Genomic DNA, 20,203 nt, shown 5'->3' on the forward strand with positions numbered 1-20,203 from the left:
GCACCGCGGGTGCCGGCCGGGGCACCGGTATCACCGCCCGAAGCGCTCCCACAGCCGGGGGAAGCGCTTCGCCATGATGCCGTCGTCCTCGAAGTCGAACGGCGCGCCCTCCGGGTCGTCCTGCGGTGCCAGGCCGAGGTCGGGCAGCGGCAGACCGGTCAGCTGCTCGTGCGCCTCGTCGGCGGCGTAGCCGAGGTCCTCGGCCTCGCCGTCCTCCTCCTCGTCGAAGTCGGGCACCAGCACCGCCAGCTCGTCCGGCTCGTGCACGGCATGCTCGTACACCTCGCGGCCCTGCCCGATCAGCCAGCACCGGAAGAAGTCGAAGTCGTCCGCGGAGGCCCCGCCCAGCATCAGGTGCGCGGCGGCCCAAAGCTCGGTGGTGAAGGCCCGCTGGAACCGGGCCTCGAACAGCCGGGCGTAGTCGACGACGTCGTCCGGGGTGAGCTGCACCAGCCGGTCGACCAGCGCGTCCGCCTGGTCGTCCGGATCCCCCGCCGCGGCCTCGCGGGTCTCGTCGATCAGCTGCCAGAAGTCCGTCTCGTACATCACCGCTCCAGCATCCACGCTCACCCCGGCCAATGCATGCGAGGCGCGACGGGGAGAGGCGGAGCGGGACACCGGACGGCGCGAAAGCACGGACCCCCGCCCCGAGCCGCCCGGAGGCGAGCGGGCGAAAGCACCGACCCCCGCCCCGAGCCGAAGGGCCCGCCGGTACCGAAAGGCCGGAGCGAGGGAGCGCAGCGACGGAGCGACAAGTGTCGGCGCCGGGTTCGGAGGGCACGGAGGCCAGCGGGCGAAAACGCGGACCCCCGCCCCGGTGTCCCGGGGCGGGGGTCCGCCGTGCGTGCGTCCGCGGAGTGCGGCGCGGTCCTTACAGGCCGAGCTCGACCTCGAACTCGCCGGCCTCCAGGATCTCCTTCACGGCCACCAGGTAGCGGGCGGCGTCCGCGCCGTCCACCAGGCGGTGGTCGTAGGAGAGCGACAGGTAGGTCATGTCGCGGATGCCGATGGCGGTGCCGCCGTCGGCCTCGATGACCACCGGGCGCTTCACCGTGGCACCGATGCCCAGGATCGCGACCTGGTTCGGCGGCACGATGACGGTGTCGAACAGGGCGCCGCGCGAACCGGTGTTGCTGATGGTGAAGGTCGCGCCGGACAGCTCGTCCGGGGTGATCTTGTTGCTGCGGACCTTGTCGGCCAGCTCGGCGGTCTTCTTCGAGATGCCGGCGATGTTGAGGTCGCCCGCACCCTTGATGACCGGGGTCATCAGACCCTTCTCCGAGTCCACCGCGATACCGATGTTCTCGGTGTCGAAGTAGGTGATGGTGCCCTCGGCCTCGTTGATCCGGGCGTTGATGACCGCGTGGGCCTTCAGCGCCTGGGCCGCGGCCTTGACGAAGAACGGCATCGGGGACAGCTTCACGCCCTCGCGGGCGAGGAAGGAGTCCTTGGCCTTGCCGCGCAGCGACATGATCTTGGTGACGTCCACCTCGACCACGCTGGTCAGCTGCGCCTGCTCGTGCAGGGCCTTCAGCATGTTGTCGCCGATGACCTTGCGCATGCGGGTCATCTTGACCGTCTGGCCACGCAGCGCGGACGGCGCGGCGGCGGCCTTCGGCGCGGCGGCCGGGGCGGCGGCGGGAGCGGCCTGGGCGGCCTTCGCGGCCTCGGCCGCGGCGAGCACGTCCTGCTTGCGGATGCGGCCGCCGACACCGCTGCCGGCGACGGCCGAGAGGGCCACACCGTGCTCGGCGGCGAGCTTGCGCACCAGCGGGGTCACGTAGGCGTCGCCGTTGTCCGCGGCCGGGGCGGCCGGAGCAGCCGGGGTGGCAGCGACCGGAGCCGGAGCGGCGACCGGGGCGGGCGCCGGGGCGGCGGGGGCGACCGGGGCGGCAGGCGCGACCGGGGCGGCGGGGGCAACCGGGGCCGGAGCCGCGGCGACCGGAGCCGGAGCGGCCGGAGCGGGCGCCGGAGCCGGAGCGGCCGGAGCGGCAGGGGCCGGGGCGGCGGCGACGGCACCGGCGGCACCGATCAGGGCGAGCTGGGCGCCGACCTCGGCGGTCTCGTCCTCGCCGACCAGGATCTTCACCAGGGTGCCGGCGACCGGCGACGGGATCTCGGTGTCGACCTTGTCGGTGGAGACCTCGAGCAGCGGCTCGTCGACCGCGACGGTGTCGCCCTCGGCCTTCAGCCAGCGGGTGACGGTGCCCTCGGTCACGGACTCGCCGAGCGCCGGCAGCAGCACCGGGGTGGCGTCGCCCGCGGGGGCGGCCGGGGCCGGAGCGGCGTCGGCGACCGGGGCGGGGGCAGCGGCGACCGGGGCCGGAGCGGCGACCGGCGCGGCCTCCGCGGCCGGGGCCGGAGCGGCGGCCGGGGCGCCCGAGCCGTCGTCGATGATGGCCAGCTCGGCGCCGACCTCGACCGTCTCGTCCTCGCTGACCTTGATCGACGCGAGGATGCCGGACGCGGGGGCCGGGATCTCGGTGTCGACCTTGTCGGTGGAGACCTCGAGCAGGGGCTCGTCGGCCTCCACGCGCTCACCCTCGGCCTTCAGCCAGCGGGTGACGGTGCCCTCGGTCACGCTCTCGCCCAGTGCGGGCAGTGTTACTGAGACCGCCATGGTTTCAGCGACTCCTATCAAGTCTTGCGTACAGGAATGGACAACTCGGGGGGTGCCGCGGATCAGTCGTGCGCGTGCAGCGGCTTGCCGGCCAGCGCCAGGTGCGCCTCGCCCAGGGCCTCGGACTGGCTGGGGTGCGCGTGGATGAGCTGCGCGACCTCGGCGGGCAGGGCCTCCCAGTTGTAGATCAGCTGGGCCTCGCCGACCTGCTCGCCCATGCGGGCGCCGACCATGTGGACACCCACCACGGCGCCGTCCTTGACCTGGACGAGCTTGATCTCGCCGGCGGTCTTGAGGATCTTGCTCTTGCCGTTGCCGGCCAGGTTGTACTTGAGCGTGACGATCTTGTCCTTGCCGTACTGCTCGGCGGCCTTGGCCTCGGACAGGCCGACGGAGGCGACCTCCGGGTTGGAGTAGGTCACGCGCGGGATGCCGTCGTAGTCGATCGGCACGACCTTCAGGCCCGCCAGGCGCTCGGCGACGAGCATGCCCTCGGCGAAGCCGACGTGGGCGAGCTGCAGGGTCGGGACGAGGTCGCCGACCGCCGAGATGGTCGGCACGTTGGTGCGCAGGTACTCGTCGACCAGGACGTAGCCGCGGTCCATGGCGACGCCGGCCTCCTCGTAACCGAGGCCGGCCGAGACCGGGCCGCGGCCGATGGCGACCAGCAGCACGTCGGCGTCGATCTGCTTGCCGTTCTCGGTGGAGACGCGGACACCGTTCTCGGTGTACTCGACGCCGGAGAAGCGGGCCTTCAGCTCGAACTTGATGCCGCGCTTGCGGAAGGCGCGCTCCAGCAGCTTGGAGCTGTTCTCGTCCTCCAGCGGGACGAGGTGCGGCAGGGCCTCGACGATGGTGACCTCGACGCCGAAGGACTTCCACACGGACGCGAACTCGACGCCGATGACGCCGCCGCCGAGGATGACGGCCGACTTCGGGATGTAGTCGAGCTTGAGGGCGTGGTCCGAGGAGATGACCCGGTTGCCGTCGATGGTCAGGCCGGGCAGCGACTTGGGAACCGAGCCGGTGGCGAGGACGATGTGGCGGCCCTCGACGCGCTGGCCGTTGACGTCCACCGAGGTCTGCGAGGACAGCCGGCCCTCGCCCTGGATGAAGGTGACCTTGCGGGAGGCGACCAGGCCCTGCAGGCCCTTGTACAGGCCCGAGACCACGTCGTCCTTGTACTTGTGGACGCCCTTGATGTCGATGCCCTGGAAGGTGGCCAGGACGCCGAACTCGGCGGCCTCGCGGGTCTCGTCGGCGACCTCGGCCGCGTGCAGCAGAGCCTTGGTGGGGATGCAGCCGCGGTGCAGGCAGGTACCGCCGAGCTCGCCCTTCTCGATCAGCGCGACGCTCAGACCCAGCTGGGCGGCGCGGAGCGCCGCGGCGTAACCGCCGCTTCCGCCTCCGAGAATGACTACGTCGAAAACGGTGCTGGCGTCGTTCGCCACGTCACGTCCTCCATGCAAAGGGGTGCGGTTCGCCGGGCCGGTCGCGGTCCGGTGGTGTGGGAAGCCTTTGTAAGGCGCCCAGTCGTGCCGGAAATACATCTTTGCACTTGTTCGAGGCGACTGGTGTCCGGGGCCGCCCCGACCGCCGTGGCCAGGCTGTCACGGACCGCTCGAATGCCCCGTACGGGTGGGTATCGCCGCAGCTCACAGCGGTGACGTCGGGGCGGAGAGCGGCGGCTGCGGCGGCCCGCTCCCGGGCTTCTTCCGCTCTGCGGAAGACAGTTTCGCCCGCGGCGAACACCGTCTCGGAATGTGGCCTCCGCCACCCCATGTGCATTACCGGCTGGTAATGGGGAAAGCCGAGGGGTCCGGCGCCCACCGGGCGCCGGACCCCTCCGCGGATGTCCGCCGGGCGTCAGGCGCCCGCCGCCACGTCCTCCGCGTAGCGCACCAGGGTGCGCACCGCGCTCGCGGTGCCGCCCTTCGGCGTGTAGCCGAACGGGCCGCCCTCGTTGAACGCCGGGCCCGCGATGTCCAGGTGGGCCCAGTCGATGCCCTCGGCCACGAACTCCTTCAGGAACAGGCCGGCCACCAGGCCGCCGCCCATCCGCTCGCCCATGTTGGCGAGGTCGGCGATCGTCGACTCGACCATGCCCTTGCGCAGGTCCGCCGGCAGCGGCATCGGCCAGGACTGCTCGCCGACCGCGGTCGCGGTCTCGTGCAGGCGGGTGCGCAGCTCGTCGTCGTTGGCCATCACACCGAAGGTGCGGGTGCCCAGCGCCAGCACCATCGCGCCGGTCAGGGTGGCGACGTCCACGATGACGTCCGGGTTCTCCTCGCCGGCCCGGACGATCGCGTCGGCCAGCACCAGGCGGCCCTCGGCGTCGGTGTTGAGCACCTCGACGGTCTTGCCGCCGTACATGCGCAGCACGTCGCCGGGGCGGGTCGCCGAGCCGGACGGCATGTTCTCGGCCAGCGCCAGCCAGGCGGTGACGTTGACCCGCAGGCCCAGGCGCTTGGCGGCGACCACGGCGGCGAACACCGCGGCGGCACCCGCCATGTCGCACTTCATGGTCTCGTTGTGGCCGGCCGGCTTCAGCGAGATGCCGCCCGAGTCGTAGGTGATGCCCTTGCCGACGAACGCCAGCGAGGCGGTGGCCTTCGGGTGGGTGTAGGCCACCTTCACCAGCCGGGGCGGGTTGGCGGAGCCGTTGCCCACGCCGAGGATGCCGCCGAAGCCGCCCTTGAGCAGGGCCTTCTCGTCCAGCACCTCGACCTTGAGGCCGTGCTCCTTGCCGGCGGCCTGGGCGATCGCCGCGAAGGACTTCGGGTTGAGGTCGTTCGGCGCGGTGTTGACCAGGTCGCGGGCCCGGTTCATCTCCTCGCCCAGCGCGGCGGCGCGCTCGACCGCGGCCTTCGCGTCCTTGCTGCCCTTGCGGGCGGCCAGCACGGCCACCTCGCCGACCGGGGCCTTGCCGTTCTCGCCCTTGTACGTGCCGAAGGCGTAGGAGCCCAGCAGGGCGCCCAGTGCGACGGCCTCGATCTCCTCGGCGGAGTCGGCGGGCAGCGCCAGCGCGGCCTTCTTCACGCCGGCCAGGGTGCGCGCGGCGACACCGGCGGCCCGGCGCAGCGCCTCCGCGGCGTAGCCGTCCTCGGACGCGTCGCCGAGGCCGACCGCCAGCACGAGCGGGGCCTTCAGGCCGGCGGGCGCCGGAACCTTGACCGCTTCGCCCTCGGCGCCGGTGGCGCCCAGGGTGGCGAGGACCTCGGTCAGCGTGCCCTCGAACGCCTCGGCCACGGCCTCGGCGCCGGGCGCGAGCACCAGGCCCTTGGGGCCCTTCGCCACGCCGACCACCAGGGCGTCCGCGCGCAGGCTCGCGGCGGAGGAGGTGCTCACAGACAGTGTTGTCACGACGATGCGTCCTGTTCTTTCGCGGTCCACGGCCGGTCACGGCTCGGGGTGTGCCGTACCGGCATAACCCCGGCTGACTCCGCGGGGAAACGGGGCGCAGGGCTACGGTGCACCCCGCATGGTAGTCCGCATGCTGGGACTGCGCGGCGCCAGGGCTCGCCCGACCCCGGCGGGCCGGGCGTACACGGTGTGACGAACCGTGCGAACCGGGCGCCGTCGCCGCCGCGCGGCGGTCAGCCGGTGCCGATCAGCGCCAGCGCCACCAGCGCCCCGGTGGCCGCCGTCTCCGCGGTCGCGCCGAGCACGTCCCCGGTGATCCCGTCCAGCCGCCGCACGCAGCGGCGCAGCAGCAGAAGTGCGCAGCCCAGCCCGGCCGCCAGCGCCGCCGGGTACACCCAGGCCCACCACCCGTACCCCGCGCCGGCCGTGCCGAGCAGCAGTGCGCAGACCGCGGAGACGGCGACGGCGCCGGTGCCCGGCACCGTGCCGGCGACCGCCGCGCCGAGTCCGCCTGGCCGTGCGGCCGGCACCCCGCGGCGGCAGCCCCAGGCGAGCGCGCAGCGGCCCGCGAGGGCGGCGGTCAGCACGGCGAGCGCCCCACGGCCCGGCGAGGCGTCGAACTGACCTGCCAGCGCCGCGATCTGAGTCAGCATCACCAGCAGCAGCGTCAGCACGCCGAACGGCCCGATGTCCGACTGCTTCATGATCCGCAGCGCGTCCTCGGCCGGCTTCCCGCTGCCCAGGCCGTCGGCGACGTCGGCCAGACCGTCCAGGTGCAGGCCTCGGGTCAGCGCGGCGAGCACGCCCACCGCGGTCACCGCGCCGAGCAGGCCGCCGGCGCGCCAGGCGACGAGCGCCCCGGCCCCGGCCGCGAGCAGGCCGAGCACCACGCCGACCACGGGGGCGGCGAGCATCGCCCGGCCGGCCGTCGGCCGGTCCCAGCGGTCGACCCGGACCGGCAGCACCGAGAGCGTGCCGAAGGCGAAGCGCAGCCCGTCCGGCACGTCAGCCGAGGCCCAGCAGCTCCGCCGCGGTGGGCAGCTTCGCGGGCGGCCGCGGCTCGCCCTTCGCGGCGGCCGGTACGTCGGTGGGCTCCGCCAGGGTGTCGGAGGCGGCCTGCAGCAGCGGCAGCGCCAGCAGCGCGCCGACGCCCTCGCCGGCCCGGACACCGAGCTGCTGGAGGGGTGTCAGGGTCAGCCGGTCGTAGGCCTTGGCCTGGGCGGGCTCGCCGCTGTCCTGGCCGGCCCGCCACCACTCGGGCGCCCGGAAGGCCACCCGCTGGGCGACCAGCGCGCAGGCCGCGGAGACCACGCCGTCCAGCACCACCGGCAGCCGGCGGACGGCGGCCTGCAGCAGGAAGCCGGTGATCGCGGCGAAGTCGGCGCCGCCGGTCGCGGCGAGCAGGCCGAGCTGGTCGCCGAGGACGGGCCGGGCCCGGCGCAGCGCGTCCCGGACGGTCGCGCACTTGACCATCCACACCCGGTCGTCGATGCCGGAGCCGCGCCCGGTGACGGCCGCCGCGTCGGTGCCGCAGAGCGCACCGACCAGCACGGCCGCGACCGTGGTGGAGCCGGTGCCGATGTCGCCGAGCAGCACCAGGTCGGTGCCGGCGTCGGCCTCCTCGTCGGCGATCGCCATGCCGGCCCGGAAGGCGCGGGCGGTCTCCTCGGCGGTCAGCGCGTCCTCGACGTCGATCCGGCCGGAGCCGCGGCGCACCCGGTACTGCGACACCTCGGCGGGGAACTCGTGCGGCTCGGCGTCGACCGCCATGTCGACGACCCGGACGGCCGCGCCGTAGCGGCGGGCCAGCAGGGCCGTCGGCGCGGTGCCCGCCAGCACGGCGTGCACCCGGTCCACCGTGCCGGACCCGGGCCGGGAGACGCCGATCCCGGCGACCCCGTGGTCGCCGGCGAACAGCAGGACCTTGGCGGCGGCCACCGGCCGAACCGGGGCCGCGCCCTGGACGGAGGCGAGCCAGGCGCCGAGCTCCTCCAGCGAGCCGAGGCCGCCCGGCGGCAGGCCCAGCTGCTGCCGGTACTCCTCGGCGGCCTTGCGGGCGGCCTCGTCGGGCCGCTCGACGAGGGAGGAGAAACTGTCGAGATCCACGGTCGTGTCCATCGCTCGGAAGGCTACACGGCGGTGGCTTTGACGGTCAGCACCTGTCCGGCCACCACCAGCAGCACCTGCTCGGAGGCGTCGGCGACCGCCATGTTGAGCCGTCCCAGGGTGTCCCGGAAGCGCCGTCCGGCCGCGGTCGCGGGCACCACGCCCATCCCCACCTCGTTGCTGACCGCGACCGCCGGACGCCGGGTGGCCGCCCAGGCGGCGGCCAGCGCCTCGCAGCGCCGCTGCACCGCCTGCTCGCCGGCGCCGTGCCAGCTGTCGTCGGACCACGCGGCGTGCTCGTCCATCACCGCGGTGAGCCACAGCGCCAGGCAGTCGATCAGCACCGGGGCGGTGTCGTCCCGGTCGGCGAGCACGGCCTCCAGATCGCAGGTCTCGGCGGTGCGCCAGCTCGCCGGCCGCCGCTCGCGGTGCAGCCGGACCCGGTCCGCCCACTCCCGGTCGCCGTCGCGGGTGCCCGAGGTGGCCACGTACAGCACGTCCTCGTGCGGGGCGAGCATCAGCTCGGCCCGGGTGGACTTGCCGGAGCGGGCGCCGCCGAGGACCAGGGTGCGGGGGAGTGCCATGCGGATCATCCTGCCGCACCAGGTATGGGGAGCGGCGGGGCGGGCACGCTAGTGTGCGCACGACGGCGTGGTCACCGAGCGGGAGGAGTCCGACACATGGTGTGGACGTGGCGGTTCGAGCAGCAGGACGGCACGAGGGTCGACCAGCCCGGCGGCCAGGAGGAGTTCCCCGGCCAGGGCGACGCGGAGTCGTGGATCGGCGAGACCTGGAAGCAGCTGCTGGCCGACGGCGTCGACCAGGCGGTGCTGCTGGAGGACGACCGGGAGATCTACTCGATGAGCCTGCACGAGGGGTAAGGGCCCCGGCCGGGCCCGGCCGCTCGGCGGGGCTCGGCTGTTCAGCTACCCGGGTTACCCGGGCTACCCGGCTATTTGGCGCCGACGAGGTGGAGCAGGCCGGCGACCTGGCGGTACGGGTCCTGGCGGCCGGCGCGCTCCTCGGCGTCGAGGAGCTGCGCGAGCTGCCGGCCGTCGACCGGCGTCGCCTCGTCCGGGGCGGCGTCGGTGAAGACCCGGACGCCGTACCAGTGCCGCAGCGGCACCGAGATCCCGGTGAGCGTGGTCGTCAGCTCGGCGAGCCGGTGCGCCCGGGCGGGCACGCCGTACCGGTCGGTGCAGCGGTAGGAGTCGAAGGCCGCGAGGGCCGTGCGCCAGTCGCCGGACAGCGCGGGGCGCATGGCCAGCGCGTCGGCGTTGCGGACCAGCAGGGACAGCACGCCGCCGGTGTCGAGCACCCGGGCGAGCGCGGCGAGCAGCGGGTCCGGGTCGGCGAGGTACATCAGGGCGCCGTGGCAGAGCACCACGTCGAAGGAGCGCGGCGGGAACCAGCGGCCGCAGGCGTGCCCGTCCCCGCCGATCAGCCGGACGCGGCCCTGTACCTCGGCGGGTTCGGCCCCGACCGCGGCCTGGGCGGCGCCGAGGGTGACCGGGTCCGGGTCGACACCGGTGACGAAGTGCCCGGCGCGGGCGAGCCGCACCGTCTGGGTGCCCTGCCCGCAGCCGACGTCCAGAACGCGCAGTCCGGTCCGGCCGGTGAGCTGCTCGGCGAGCTGCCGGGTCAGCAGTTCCTCTCGGACGAGACCGCGCAGGCCGCCCTGCCGGGCGGGCCAGGAACCGGCCGCGTGCCGGCCGCCGCCGCCCACGGCCGGCAGCCGGTCGTGCCCGCCCGCACCCTGCCCGGGCAGCGCGTACAGCCCGGGCTGCTCCTGCTGAACCGGCAGGGCCCAGGGCGGCGGGACCGGCTCCGCGGTCAGGGCCGCTCGCCCCGCTTCACCTGCGGCTTGGGCAGCCGCAGCCGGCGCATCTGCAGGGTGCGCATCAGGCCGTAGGGCACGGCACCGCGGGTGTTCTGGTTCGGGAAGCGCTCCTGCACGGCCTTGCGCAGACCCAGACCCAGGCGGGCGAAGTCCAGGACCACCAGCACGAAGAAGACCAGGAACAGCAGCGTGGAGAGCAGCTGCAGGGCCGGCACCCGGACGATGCTGAGGACCAGCACCACCACGGCGTACGGCAGGAAGAACTCGGCGAGCGACCAGCGCGAGTCGACGTAGTCGCGGGCGAACCGGCGGACGGGGCCCTTGTCGCGCGCGGGCAGGTAGCGCTCGTCGCCCTCGAGCAGGGCGGTGCGCTGCTTCTCGCGCTCGGACCGCATCCGGTCGCGGGACTGCTTGGCGGCTTCCTTGCGGTCCTTGGGGACGGTCACCCGGGTGCGCCGGGTGGCCTCGGCCTCGCTGCGCTTCGGCGTCGGCCGGCCCTTCTTGGCCTGCGGGTCGCGGGGGGTCTTCTCGTCCTGCTCGGCCAGCGCGGTAGCGGCGGAGGAGGCTTCATCACGGCGTCGGAACACACCCCCAGCGTACGTGCTGGCCGGGTGCTTTCCGCAGTGACCGTCGGCACGAACGGATATCGATCGGCGGCGTGTCCCGTACGGGCCCTCCGACTTCGGGCGGATCATGGTGTCAGGGTCGGCTCCACCCCAGGAACGATGCCCGGCAGTGTGCGGCTGTAGCAGTCTTGTTGCAGCTCGTGCACTGCGGCGACCGGCTCGCTGCACATAGACTCGACGTGTTACGAGACGGAATTCGCAGGCCCGTAGAAGGGGGCACCCGAGGCCCATGAGCGACGGAATCATGAAGCGTATGGGGCTGATCTTCCGCTCCAAGGCCAACAAGGCACTGGACCGTGCGGAGGACCCGCGGGAGACGCTCGACTACTCCTACCAGAAGCAGCTGGAGCTGCTGCAGAAGGTGCGCCGCGGCGTCGCCGACGTGGCCACATCCCGCAAGCGCCTGGAGCTGCAGCTCACGCAGCTGCAGCAGCAGTCCGCGAAGTACGAGGACCAGGGCCGCAAGGCGCTCTCGCTGGGCCGCGAGGACCTCGCCCGCGAGGCGCTGACCCGCAAGTCGAACCTGCAGTCCCAGATCACCGACCTGGAGACCCAGTACCAGCAGCTGCAGGCCGAGGAGGAGAAGCTCACGCTCGCCTCCCAGCGGCTGCAGGCCAAGGTGGACGCCTTCCGCACCAAGAAGGAGACCATCAAGGCGACGTACACCGCCGCCCAGGCGCAGACCCGGATCGCCGAGTCCTTCTCCGGTATCTCGGAGGAGATGGGCGACGTGGGCCTGGCCATCCAGCGGGCCGAGGACAAGACCGCGCAGATGCAGGCGCGGGCCGGTGCGATCGACGAACTGCTCGCCTCCGGCGCGCTCGACGACGCCAGCGGCCTCGGCCGCAAGGACGACATCGAGGCCGAGCTGGAGCGGGTGGCCGGCGGCACCGACGTCGAGCTGGAGCTGGCCCGGATGAAGGCCGAGCTGACCGGCGGCTCTCCCACCGCGGCCCCGCAGGCCATCGAGCAGGGACAGCAGGACCCGTCGAAGATCAACTACAACAAGTAACAACCGGACAACACCACGAACCCGGACAGGGAGACGCGCCGGCATGATCATGAGGGTCATGGGTGAGGGGCAGTTCCAGGTCGGCGAGAGCCACCTGAACCGGCTCAACGAGCTGGACGACGAACTGCTCAAGGCGGTGGAATCGGGTGACGACGACAGGTTCAGGGCCGCGCTGGACGCCCTGCTGGGCGCGGTCAAGAAGTTCGGCAGCCCGCTGCCGGACGAGTCCCTGGAGCCCTCCGACCTGATCCTCCCCGACGCGGAGGCGACCATCGACGAGGTCCGCGAGATGCTGCGGACCGAAGGCGACGGCCTCATCCCCGGCCTGCCGGAGTAGGTCTTGTGACACACGCCGAAGGGCGGGTACCCCGTACGGGGTACCCGCCCTTCGGCGTGCTGCGGTGCGGCGGAACGTTACGGCAGGGCCAGCATCCGGTCCAGCGCGGCCTTGGCGTACTTCTCGGTCTCCGGGTCGACCGTGATCACGTTCGGCACCCGGCCCTCGGCCAGCGACTCCAGCGCCCACACCAGGTGCGGCAGGTCGATCCGGTTCATGGTCGAGCAGAAGCAGACCGTGCGGTCGAGGAAGACGATCTCCTTGTCCGGGTGGGCCTTGGCCAGCCGGCGGACCAGGTTCAGCTCGGTGCCGATGGCCCACTTCGAACCGGGCTCGGCGGCGTCCAGCGCCTTGATGATGTACTCGGTCGAGCCGACCATGTCGGCCGCGGTGACCACCTCGTGCTTGCACTCCGGGTGCACCAGCACGGTGACGCCGGGGACCCGCTCGCGGACCTCGTTCACCGAGTCCAGGCTGAACCGGCCGTGCACCGAGCAGTGCCCGCGCCAGAGGATCATCTTCGCGTTCCGCAGCTGCTCGGCGGTCAGGCCGCCGTTGGGCTTGTGCGGGTTGTAGAGGACGCAGTCGTCCAGCGAGAAGCCCATCTCCAGGACGGCGGTGTTGCGGCCCAGGTGCTGGTCGGGCAGGAAGAGCACCTTCTCGCCCTGCTCGTACGCCCACTCCAGTGCCCGCTTGGCGTTGGAGGAGGTGCAGATGGTGCCGCCGTGCCTGCCGGTGAAGGCCTTGATGTCGGCCGAGGAGTTCATGTACGAGACCGGCACGGTCACGTCGGCGATGCCGGCGTCGGCCAGCACGTCCCAGCACTCGGCGACCTGCTCGGCGGTGGCCATGTCGGCCATCGAGCAGCCCGCGGCGAGGTCCGGCAGCACGACCTGCTGCGCGGAGGAGGTGAGGATGTCCGCCGACTCGGCCATGAAGTGCACGCCGCAGAAGACGATGTACTCCGCCTCCGGGCGGGCCGCCGCGTCACGGGCCAGCTTGAACGAGTCGCCGGTCACGTCGGCGAACTCGATGACCTCGTCGCGCTGGTAGTGGTGGCCCAGGATGAAGACCCGGTCGCCGAGCTTCGCCTTGGCGGCGCGGGCGCGCGCCACCAGGTCCGGGTCGGAGGCGGCGGGCAGGTCGCCGGGGCACTCGACGCCGCGCTCGCTCGCGGGGTCGGCCTCGCGGCCGAGGAGTAGCAGCGCCAAGGGCGTCGGAGAGGGGTCGACGCCGTAGGTCTCGGTGGTGGTGGTCACGGGCGGGTGCCCTCCTGTGAGGCCGATTCTTCGGCCCCTGCCGAGCAGCGGTGTCACCGCGGGGCCTTCTCGTCTATCTGACGCTATCTATGATAACGCGTTAGCGTCACTCTGACGATGGCCGTTCTGTCGATGTGACGAGAACCGCTCGCCGGATTGGCGGCTTTCCGGCGTGCCCGAACGGATATCGCTCCGCCGTCGCGTTGTCTTGGAGCATGAAGGCCATTGTGATCAGGCAGTACGGCGGCCCCGACGTCGTCGAGTACACCGACGTGCCCGACCCCAAGGTCGGACCCGACTCCGTCCTGGTGCGCACCAAGGCCGTCGGGGTCAATCCGGTCGACTGGAAACTGCGCGAGGGCCACCTCGACGGCATCATGGACGTCCACTTCCCGCTGATCATGGGCTGGGACCTGGCCGGCGTCGTCCAGGCCGTCGGCGGCGGCGTCACCGAGTTCGCCCCCGGCGACGAGGTCGTCGGCTACGTCCGCAAGGACTCCGCCGAGCACGGCACCTACGCCCAGCTCGTCGCCGCCCCCGTCCGCACCCTCGCCCGCAAACCGGCCTCCTTCGACTGGGCCCAGGCCGGCGGCCTGCCGCTCGCAGGCCTCACCGCCTACCAGGCGCTCGTCAAGGCGCTGCGCATCCGCGCCGGCCAGACCGTCCTGGTGCACGCCGCGGCCGGCGGCGTCGGCAGCCTCGCCGTCCAGATCGCCGCCGCCCACGGCGCCCGGGTCATCGGCACCGCCGGCGAACGCAACCACGCCTACCTGCGCGAACTCGGCGCCGAACCGGTCGCCCACGGCGACGGCCTGGCCGACCGCGTCCGGGCGCTCGCCCCCGACGGCGTCGACGTCGCCCTCGACCTCGTCGGCGGCGACGCCGTCGAGATCTCCGCCCAGCTCGTCCCCGAGCCCTCCCGCATCGCCTCGGTCGCCGACTACGGCGTCGCCGCCCGCGGCGGCCACTACGTCTGGGCCCGCCCCGACGCCGCCGACCTCGCCGAACTCGGCCGCCTCGCCGACACCGGCCGGCTCCGCGTCCCGGTCGCCTCCACCTTCCCGCTCTCCCAGGCCGCCTCCGCCCAGGCCCTCAACGCCGAGGGCCGCACCCGCGGCAAGATCGTGCTCCTGGTCGACTAGGCCCTCGCTTCCCGCCGCGCGGGCGGGGCCCGGCCCGTGCGCCCGGGGCCCGCCCGGTCCGCCCGGCACGCCCGCGCGGGAGTCCGCCAGAATGGGGCGGTGCGCCGTCCCACCCCGACGGCCACACCACCCTCACACGCACCACCAGTGGAGCCCACGGCCATGAGCGCGCACCGACCCATCGACCCGGGCGGGGCGTCGCTCGACGACACCGACCGCCTCCTGCTCGAACACCTCAGCAAGGACGGCCGCGCCTCCTACGCCGAGATCGGTCTGCTCGCCAACCTCTCCGCGACCGCCGTCCGCCGCCGCATCGACCGGCTCCGCGCCCGCGGCGTCGTCCGCGGCTTCACCGTCGTCCTCGACCCCGCCCTGCTCGGCTGGCAGACCGAGGCCTTCGTCGAGGTCTACTGCCGCGAACGCACCAGCCCCGAGGAGCTCCTCGCCAGCCTCCGCCAGTTCCCCGAGGTCGTCGCCGCCTGGACGGTCACCGGCGACCCCGACGCCCTCGTCCACCTCCGCGCCGCCGACACCCGGCACCTCGAAGCCGTCATCGAACGCATCCGCAAGGAGCCCGGTGTCCAGCGCAGCCGCAGCTCCGTCGTCCTCTCCCGCCTCATCGGCTGAGCGCCCCGCGCACCGCCGACCGGCCACGCAGGAAAGCTGCGCGACCCCCGTCGAACACGCACGAATCCTGCCCTCGCGGCCCCGTTCCGACGCGCGCCGACCGAGCGCCGCTGCCTACGCTGATCGTGTCCGGTACGCCCCAGGAACCCCACCGGTACCGGCCCGCACACCCCGCAGCCAGAACGAGAGGGACCACCGTGTCCGCAGCCGCCGACCGCATGCACCAGCCCGACAACCAGCTGGTCGACCTCGTCTTCGACTACATGCGCGAGCGGCTGCAGTACAACCCCGTCCCCCTCGACCACCCCGGCGACGGCGAGCACCTGCGCACCCACCTCGCCGGCCTGCTCACCGAGCACGGCAACGACCCCGGCGACGTCCTCAAGCTCTACGACCACGAGCTCTCCCGGGCCGTCATCTCCGCCGACAGCCCGCGCTACCTCTCCTTCATCCCCTGCGCCCCCACCAAGGCCGCCCTGCTCTTCGACATGGTGGTCTCCTGCGCCTCCCTGCAGGGCATCTCCTGGCTGGAGGCGGCCGGTGCCATCGCCGCCGAGAACCAGGTGCTCCGCCTGATAGCGGACCGCGCCGGCTTCCCCGCGTCGGCCGGCGGCACCTTCGTCTCCGGCGGCTCCGCCGGCAACCTCTCCGCCCTGGTCGTCGCCCGCGACACCGCCCGCCACAGGCTCGGCGTCGGCCCGGAGGCCCGGCTGCGGATCGCCGTCGCCGACCAGGTCCACTCCTCGGTCAAGAACACCTTCAACATCATCGGCGTCGAGGCCTTCGTCGTGCCGACCGTGGACCGCCGCTTCACCGGCGACGCGCTGCGCGCCGCCCTCGCCGCGGACCCGAACCCGGAGACCGTGATCGCCGTGGTCGGCACCGCGGGCACCACCAACGAGGGCATCGTCGACGACCTGCAGGGCCTGTCCGAGGTCACCCGCGAGCGCGGCCTGTGGTTCCACGTCGACGGCGCGTACGGCGGCGCCGGCCTGTTCGCGCCCTCCGTCCGTGAGCGCTACAACGGCATCGAGCACGCCGACTCCTTCGTCGTCGACCCGCACAAGTGGCTCTTCGCGCCGTTCGACTGCGCCGCCCTGATCTACCGCAACCCGCAGCTCGCCCGCGCCGTCCACACCCAGGACGCCTCCTACCTCGACGTCCTGCACACCGAGGGCGACGAGTGGAACCCCACCGACTACGCCTACCACCTCACCCGGCGCGCCCGCGGCCTGCCGCTCTGGTTCTCCCTGGCCGTCCACGGCACCCAGGCCTACACCGACGCCATCGAGACCGGCCTCAAGCTCGCACAGGACACCGCGCAGCTCATCCGCGACACCGAGCACCTCGAACTGCTGCACGACCCGCAGCTCTCCGCCGTCTGCTTCCGCCGCACGGGCTGGACCCACGAGGACTACTACCGCTGGTCCCGGCAGCTCCTCGCCGACCAGATCGGCTTCGTCACCCCCACCGGCTGGGACGGCGAGACCGTCGCCCGCTTCGCCTTCCTCCACCCCGGCACCACCATGGAGATGGTCGAGGAGATCCTCGCCACCATGGAGTAGACCCGCCAGGGGCGCGCAGGGGCACGGTGCCCCCGCGCCCCTGCGGGGATCCCGTCCTACAGGAACGCGCCGTCGGGCAGGTACGGCACCGGCGGCCGCATGCCCCGGAGGCCCAGGTAGCCGTGGGTCTCGACGGTCAGGCCCACCTCCAGGCCGACGTCGACGGCCCACTCCTGTTCCGCGGTGACGTGCTCCACCACCGCGTCCGTCCCCTCCGGCACCCGCGCCAGCGCCTCCCGCAGCAGCCGCACCGCCATCCGCTTCGACGTCGCCGCCAGCAGCTTCACCTCGCCGCCGTCCCGGTAGCAGTACCCGCTGCCCGCCAGCGAGTCCGCCACCAGCAGCTCCTCGAAGTGGGCCAGCATGAAGCCGTGGTCGGCGCCGTGCGCGGACCCCCGCACCCGCCGGTCCACCGAGTCCAGCAGGTGCAGCTGCCCCGGCCCGCCCGGGTGCACCGGGATGTCGCCCGGGTCCTGCAACCCGGCCCGGTCGACCGGCCCCCGCAGCCGCATCGCCGGATGCAGCGTGAACCCGGCCAGCCGGCACCGCCGCACGGCCGCCGGCGACGGCGAGGCGCACAGCATCCCCCGCAGACAGCCCCGCCCGTGCGCGGCCGCCCGCTGCAGCAGCAGCCGGCCGACTCCCTTGCCCTGGACGGCCGGGTCGACCACCAGCAGGGCGAGCAGCCAGACCCCCTCGCGCCGCAGCGACAGCGCCACCCCCACCACCCGCCCGCCGTCCTCGGCCAGCCAGCACCCCTGCGGATCGGTCCGCGCCAGGTGCCGCGCCCGCGCCTCGCCACGGACGGCCCGGGCGTCCGTGGCCGCCCCGCGCACCCCGCCGGCCCGGTCCCCGAACGCCGCCGCGGCCACCTCCCGCACGGCGGCGGCGTCCGCGGCACTGTCCCTGACCGGCCGAATGATCACATGTCTCATCCTGGCCCCCGGCCCGGACCCGTGCGGGCGGTTTGCCGAGATCGGACGCCGACCACGGCGGGCCGGTGTGCGAGCATGGGAGACGTAGAGGTTTCGGGTGGCGAAAACACCGCCCGAACGCACCACCGACCGGAAATGAATCCGGCCGGCCGCCGGTTGGAACTGGCGGCACACTGTCGTCACAGACCGGGAGTAAGCATGACCGTCCAGGACGAGACCACCGTCGAGAGTGGCATTCTCCTCACCGACGCCGCCGCGGCCAAGGTCAAGGGCCTGCTCGAGCAGGAGGGCCGCGACGACCTCGCGCTGCGCGTCGCCGTGCAGCCTGGCGGCTGCTCCGGCCTGCGCTACCAGCTGTTCTTCGACGAGCGCTCGCTCGACGGCGACGTCGTCAAGGACTTCGGCGGTGTGAAGGTCGTCACCGACCGCATGAGCGCCCCGTACCTTGGCGGCGCCACCGTCGACTTCGTCGACACCATCGAGAAGCAGGGCTTCACGATCGACAACCCGAACGCCACCGGCTCCTGCGCCTGCGGCGACTCCTTCAGCTGAGCCGCATCCCGGCACCGCACCGCCGGAGGGCGGCCCCGACACCACGGGGCCGCCCTCCGGCGTTCCTGCTTGCGTCCCCGGCCGTCAGCGCGGCCCGCCCGGCACGTCGCCCGTCATGGTGAGTCCGGACCCGGAGGTCATGTCGATCACCTTGCGGTCCCCGAGCGGCTGCGCCAGCTCCGCCGACACCGACTCCTTCTTCGCGAGGGCCGGGCACTCCTTGCCGCGCGGCGCCGGCTTGTCGACCACCACCCGCACCCGGACCAGGCCGGGTGCCTCCTCGTTCGCCCGCAGCGCGTACTCCTCGCACACCCCGCCGTAGAACCACACGGTGAGATGCGTCCCGCCCTCCACCGTGTAGCTGACCGCGGGCAGGCTCGCCACGGTCGGCGTGGGCTCGCCGACGGCTATGCCGGGCTTGGTCGGCTGCCCCGGCTCCGGGCTCGCACTCGCCGCGCCGGACTGGCCCGCGGAGGGGCTCGGCGACGCCGCGCCGGCGGAGGCCGAGGCGCTCGCCGTGGGCTGGGCCGACGGCGCGCCGTCCGCCCCGGTCGACGCCTGCGACCCGCAGGCCGCGACCCCGCCGAGGACGAGTGCCACCCCCGCCGCCAGCACGGCGGCCCGACGACTACGAGCGGCCCCGAACGGTACGACTGCGGTCCTTGCGTCCATGGTGCGAATTCCTCCCGAGGGTCCAGCGAACCGCCACCGAAGCGGTGCTGCGCCGGTTTGACGTGCCCCGGCGGAATCCGGTTCCACCCTCCCCTCGGAGAGGGGTCTAGCTTCCGTAGTCGGCCATCGCCGCCACCAGCTGCTGCGCGCCGGACGACACCGACACCCCCGCCGGGCTCGCGGCGGCGGGCTGCGGGCCGGCCGCCAGCGGCGGCCAGAACCGGCCGAGCCGGCGCGAGGAGCTGACCAGGGCGTCGAGGCTCTCGAAATCGGCCTCGGCCCCGAGGGCGCCGGTACGGACTCCGGGGGGCTGGGTGGGCATCATCGCTGTCATCGCTCCGATCGCCGGGCCGCGGCCTCGTCGCCGCGGCGCGCCTGGCCGGGGGCCGGACGACCGGCCCCCGTGCTGCGACCCTAGGCCGCCGCAGGGCGCCCCACCAGGGCTACTCCGGGGTAGTACCTCTTCGGGTCGGCCCGGCTTCCCGAGCGCTTGGCTGTACCGTAGGTGGGTCCACCGCCGCTTCCGGCCGCCAACCGGCCACCCGAGGAGACCCCCGTGCGTATCGCCGTCGCCGGCTCGATCGCCACCGACCACCTGACGACCTTCCCGGGCCGCTTCGCCGACCAGCTGGTCGCCGAGCAGCTGCACACCGTCTCGCTCTCCTTCCTGGTCGACACCCTCGACATCCGGCGCGGCGGCGTCGGCCCCAACATCGCCTTCGGCATGGGGGTGCTGGGCCTGCGCCCGATCCTGGTCGGCGCGGCCGGCGCGGACTTCGACGAGTACCGCAGCTGGCTGGAGCGCAACGGCGTGGACACCGACTCCGTGCACATCTCCGAGACCCGCCACACCGCGCGCTTCATGTGCACCACCGACCTGGACCACAACCAGATCGCCTCCTTCTACACCGGTGCCATGGCCGAGGCCCGCAACATCGAGCTCAAGCCGATCGCCGACCGCGTCGGCGGCCTCGACCTCGTCCTGATCGGTGCCGACGACCCGCAGGCGATGGTCCGCCACACCCAGGAGTGCCGCAGCCGCGGTTACGCCTTCGCCGCCGACCCCTCCCAGCAGCTCGCCCGGCTGGAGGGCGACGACATCCGCGAGATCGTCGACGGCGCCGCGTACCTCTTCACCAACGAGTACGAGGCCGCGCTCATCGAGTCCAAGACCGGCTGGGACACCGAGGAGCTGCTGAACCGCGTCGGCACCCGGGTCACCACCCTCGGCCCCAAGGGCGTCCGGATCGAGCGCAAGGGCGAGCCCGCGATCACCGTCGGCTGCCCCGCCGAGGAGCGCAAGGCCGACCCGACCGGTGTCGGCGACGGCTTCCGCGCCGGCTTCCTGGCCGGCGTCTCCTGGGGCCTCGACCTGGAGCGCGCCGCCCAGGTCGGCTGCATGCTCGCCACCCTGGTCATCGAGACCGTCGGCACCCAGGAGTACGAGCTGCGCCGCGCCCACTTCGCCGAGCGCTTCGCCGTCGCGTACGGCGAGGAGGCCGCGGCCGAGGTCCGCGCCAAGCTGGGCTGACCCGCCCCGTGCCGCC

At 73.5% G+C, this 20,203-nt stretch carries 20 protein-coding genes and 1 pseudogene; 8 read left to right on the forward strand and 13 right to left on the reverse strand.

Going from position 1 to position 20,203, the window contains the following annotated elements:
- Nucleotides 1-30 precede the first annotated feature (30 nt).
- From AB0P35_RS04030 to cobU, 7 genes and pseudogenes are all read right to left on the reverse strand, one after another.
- Nucleotides 31-546, reverse strand: coding sequence for a DUF4240 domain-containing protein (locus tag AB0P35_RS04030; protein ID WP_363506148.1), 516 nt, complete (start codon nt 544-546; stop codon nt 31-33).
- A gap of 325 nt (nt 547-871) precedes the next feature.
- Nucleotides 872-2,620 carry a 2-oxoglutarate dehydrogenase, E2 component, dihydrolipoamide succinyltransferase gene (sucB, locus tag AB0P35_RS04035; RefSeq protein WP_363506151.1) on the reverse strand — a complete coding sequence of 583 codons (1,749 nt, stop codon included), beginning with the start codon at nt 2,618-2,620 and terminating at the stop codon, nt 872-874.
- A gap of 62 nt (nt 2,621-2,682) precedes the next feature.
- Nucleotides 2,683-4,089, reverse strand: coding sequence for a dihydrolipoyl dehydrogenase (gene lpdA / locus AB0P35_RS04040; protein ID WP_306454466.1), 1,407 nt, complete (start codon nt 4,087-4,089; stop codon nt 2,683-2,685).
- Between the two features lie 397 nt (nt 4,090-4,486).
- Nucleotides 4,487-5,983 (reverse strand): leucyl aminopeptidase, encoded by a 1,497-nt coding sequence (locus AB0P35_RS04045; RefSeq protein ID WP_363506155.1) that lies wholly within the window; start codon nt 5,981-5,983, stop codon nt 4,487-4,489.
- A 233-nt stretch (nt 5,984-6,216) separates the two neighbouring features.
- On the reverse strand, nt 6,217-6,987 hold the full coding sequence (locus AB0P35_RS04050; protein WP_363506158.1) for an adenosylcobinamide-GDP ribazoletransferase: 771 nt from the start codon (nt 6,985-6,987) through the stop codon (nt 6,217-6,219).
- 1 nt (nt 6,988) lies between these two features.
- A complete protein-coding gene (locus AB0P35_RS04055) occupies nt 6,989-8,101 on the reverse strand; it encodes a nicotinate-nucleotide--dimethylbenzimidazole phosphoribosyltransferase (protein WP_363506161.1) in 1,113 nt (370 codons plus the stop codon).
- An 11-nt stretch (nt 8,102-8,112) separates the two neighbouring features.
- A pseudogene (cobU, locus tag AB0P35_RS04060) lies at nt 8,113-8,667 on the reverse strand (bifunctional adenosylcobinamide kinase/adenosylcobinamide-phosphate guanylyltransferase); the annotation flags it as partial.
- A gap of 102 nt (nt 8,668-8,769) precedes the next feature.
- On the opposite strand from cobU, the gene AB0P35_RS04065 reads away from it, so the two are divergent.
- A complete protein-coding gene (locus tag AB0P35_RS04065; protein WP_095877003.1) occupies nt 8,770-8,970 on the forward strand; it encodes a hypothetical protein in 201 nt (66 codons plus the stop codon).
- 71 nt (nt 8,971-9,041) lie between these two features.
- Here AB0P35_RS04065 and AB0P35_RS04070 read toward each other — a convergent pair whose 3' ends face one another.
- Together AB0P35_RS04070 and AB0P35_RS04075 are read right to left on the reverse strand one after the other, a co-directional pair.
- The gene (locus AB0P35_RS04070) at nt 9,042-9,734 is read right to left on the reverse strand and encodes a class I SAM-dependent methyltransferase (protein WP_095877307.1); all 693 of its coding nucleotides are present in this window, start codon (nt 9,732-9,734) and stop codon (nt 9,042-9,044) included.
- A gap of 188 nt (nt 9,735-9,922) precedes the next feature.
- Nucleotides 9,923-10,516, reverse strand: a complete 594-nt coding sequence (locus AB0P35_RS04075; RefSeq protein ID WP_363506164.1) for a DUF3043 domain-containing protein — start codon at nt 10,514-10,516, stop codon at nt 9,923-9,925.
- A 283-nt stretch (nt 10,517-10,799) separates the two neighbouring features.
- On the opposite strand from AB0P35_RS04075, the gene AB0P35_RS04080 reads away from it, so the two are divergent.
- Nucleotides 10,800-11,567, forward strand: coding sequence for a PspA/IM30 family protein (locus AB0P35_RS04080; protein WP_363506167.1), 768 nt, complete (start codon nt 10,800-10,802; stop codon nt 11,565-11,567).
- 43 nt (nt 11,568-11,610) lie between these two features.
- Complete coding sequence (locus tag AB0P35_RS04085; protein WP_363506170.1) at nt 11,611-11,904, forward strand: hypothetical protein; 294 nt, start codon at nt 11,611-11,613, stop codon at nt 11,902-11,904.
- A 77-nt stretch (nt 11,905-11,981) separates the two neighbouring features.
- Here AB0P35_RS04085 and nadA read toward each other — a convergent pair whose 3' ends face one another.
- Nucleotides 11,982-13,163 (reverse strand): quinolinate synthase NadA, encoded by a 1,182-nt coding sequence (gene nadA / locus AB0P35_RS04090; RefSeq protein WP_363506173.1) that lies wholly within the window; start codon nt 13,161-13,163, stop codon nt 11,982-11,984.
- 215 nt (nt 13,164-13,378) lie between these two features.
- On the opposite strand from nadA, the gene AB0P35_RS04095 reads away from it, so the two are divergent.
- From AB0P35_RS04095 to AB0P35_RS04105, 3 genes are all read left to right on the forward strand, one after another.
- Complete coding sequence (locus AB0P35_RS04095; RefSeq protein ID WP_363506176.1) at nt 13,379-14,305, forward strand: NADP-dependent oxidoreductase; 927 nt, start codon at nt 13,379-13,381, stop codon at nt 14,303-14,305.
- A gap of 162 nt (nt 14,306-14,467) precedes the next feature.
- The gene (locus AB0P35_RS04100) at nt 14,468-14,932 is read left to right on the forward strand and encodes an Lrp/AsnC family transcriptional regulator (RefSeq protein WP_095876998.1); all 465 of its coding nucleotides are present in this window, start codon (nt 14,468-14,470) and stop codon (nt 14,930-14,932) included.
- A gap of 197 nt (nt 14,933-15,129) precedes the next feature.
- The gene (locus AB0P35_RS04105) at nt 15,130-16,497 is read left to right on the forward strand and encodes a pyridoxal-dependent decarboxylase (RefSeq protein WP_363506180.1); all 1,368 of its coding nucleotides are present in this window, start codon (nt 15,130-15,132) and stop codon (nt 16,495-16,497) included.
- A gap of 56 nt (nt 16,498-16,553) precedes the next feature.
- Here AB0P35_RS04105 and AB0P35_RS04110 read toward each other — a convergent pair whose 3' ends face one another.
- Nucleotides 16,554-17,423, reverse strand: coding sequence for a GNAT family N-acetyltransferase (locus AB0P35_RS04110; protein ID WP_363506183.1), 870 nt, complete (start codon nt 17,421-17,423; stop codon nt 16,554-16,556).
- A 207-nt stretch (nt 17,424-17,630) separates the two neighbouring features.
- Here AB0P35_RS04110 and AB0P35_RS04115 point away from each other — a divergent pair, with 207 nt between their 5' ends.
- Nucleotides 17,631-17,984, forward strand: a complete 354-nt coding sequence (locus AB0P35_RS04115; RefSeq protein WP_095876996.1) for an iron-sulfur cluster assembly accessory protein — start codon at nt 17,631-17,633, stop codon at nt 17,982-17,984.
- A gap of 84 nt (nt 17,985-18,068) precedes the next feature.
- Here AB0P35_RS04115 and AB0P35_RS04120 read toward each other — a convergent pair whose 3' ends face one another.
- The gene (locus AB0P35_RS04120) at nt 18,069-18,656 is read right to left on the reverse strand and encodes a hypothetical protein (RefSeq protein WP_363506186.1); all 588 of its coding nucleotides are present in this window, start codon (nt 18,654-18,656) and stop codon (nt 18,069-18,071) included.
- Nucleotides 18,657-18,762: 106 nt separating this feature from the next.
- Nucleotides 18,763-18,990 carry a hypothetical protein gene (locus tag AB0P35_RS04125; protein WP_095876994.1) on the reverse strand — a complete coding sequence of 76 codons (228 nt, stop codon included), beginning with the start codon at nt 18,988-18,990 and terminating at the stop codon, nt 18,763-18,765.
- A 222-nt stretch (nt 18,991-19,212) separates the two neighbouring features.
- On the opposite strand from AB0P35_RS04125, the gene AB0P35_RS04130 reads away from it, so the two are divergent.
- On the forward strand, nt 19,213-20,187 hold the full coding sequence (locus tag AB0P35_RS04130; protein WP_095876993.1) for a carbohydrate kinase family protein: 975 nt from the start codon (nt 19,213-19,215) through the stop codon (nt 20,185-20,187).
- Nucleotides 20,188-20,203: the final 16 nt, after the last annotated feature.

This window comes from Kitasatospora sp. NPDC085879 (genome assembly GCF_040686255.1).
Lineage (GTDB): Bacteria > Actinomycetota > Actinomycetes > Streptomycetales > Streptomycetaceae > Kitasatospora.

Excerpts from the sequence above, each read along its gene's own strand:
- AB0P35_RS04030 (WP_363506148.1), bottom strand. The coding sequence starts at position 546 with ATGTACGAGACGGACTTCTGGCAGCTGATCGACGAGACCCGCGAGGCC.
- sucB (WP_363506151.1), bottom strand. The coding sequence starts at position 2,620 with ATGGCGGTCTCAGTAACACTGCCCGCACTGGGCGAGAGCGTGACCGAG.
- AB0P35_RS04055 (WP_363506161.1), bottom strand. The coding sequence starts at position 8,101 with ATGGACACGACCGTGGATCTCGACAGTTTCTCCTCCCTCGTCGAGCGG.
- AB0P35_RS04065 (WP_095877003.1), top strand. The coding sequence starts at position 8,770 with ATGGTGTGGACGTGGCGGTTCGAGCAGCAGGACGGCACGAGGGTCGAC.
- AB0P35_RS04080 (WP_363506167.1), top strand. The coding sequence starts at position 10,800 with ATGAAGCGTATGGGGCTGATCTTCCGCTCCAAGGCCAACAAGGCACTG.
- AB0P35_RS04085 (WP_363506170.1), top strand. The coding sequence starts at position 11,611 with ATGATCATGAGGGTCATGGGTGAGGGGCAGTTCCAGGTCGGCGAGAGC.
- AB0P35_RS04095 (WP_363506176.1), top strand. The coding sequence starts at position 13,379 with ATGAAGGCCATTGTGATCAGGCAGTACGGCGGCCCCGACGTCGTCGAG.
- AB0P35_RS04100 (WP_095876998.1), top strand. The coding sequence starts at position 14,468 with ATGAGCGCGCACCGACCCATCGACCCGGGCGGGGCGTCGCTCGACGAC.
- AB0P35_RS04115 (WP_095876996.1), top strand. The coding sequence starts at position 17,631 with ATGACCGTCCAGGACGAGACCACCGTCGAGAGTGGCATTCTCCTCACC.
- AB0P35_RS04120 (WP_363506186.1), bottom strand. The coding sequence starts at position 18,656 with ATGGACGCAAGGACCGCAGTCGTACCGTTCGGGGCCGCTCGTAGTCGT.
- AB0P35_RS04125 (WP_095876994.1), bottom strand. The coding sequence starts at position 18,990 with ATGACAGCGATGATGCCCACCCAGCCCCCCGGAGTCCGTACCGGCGCC.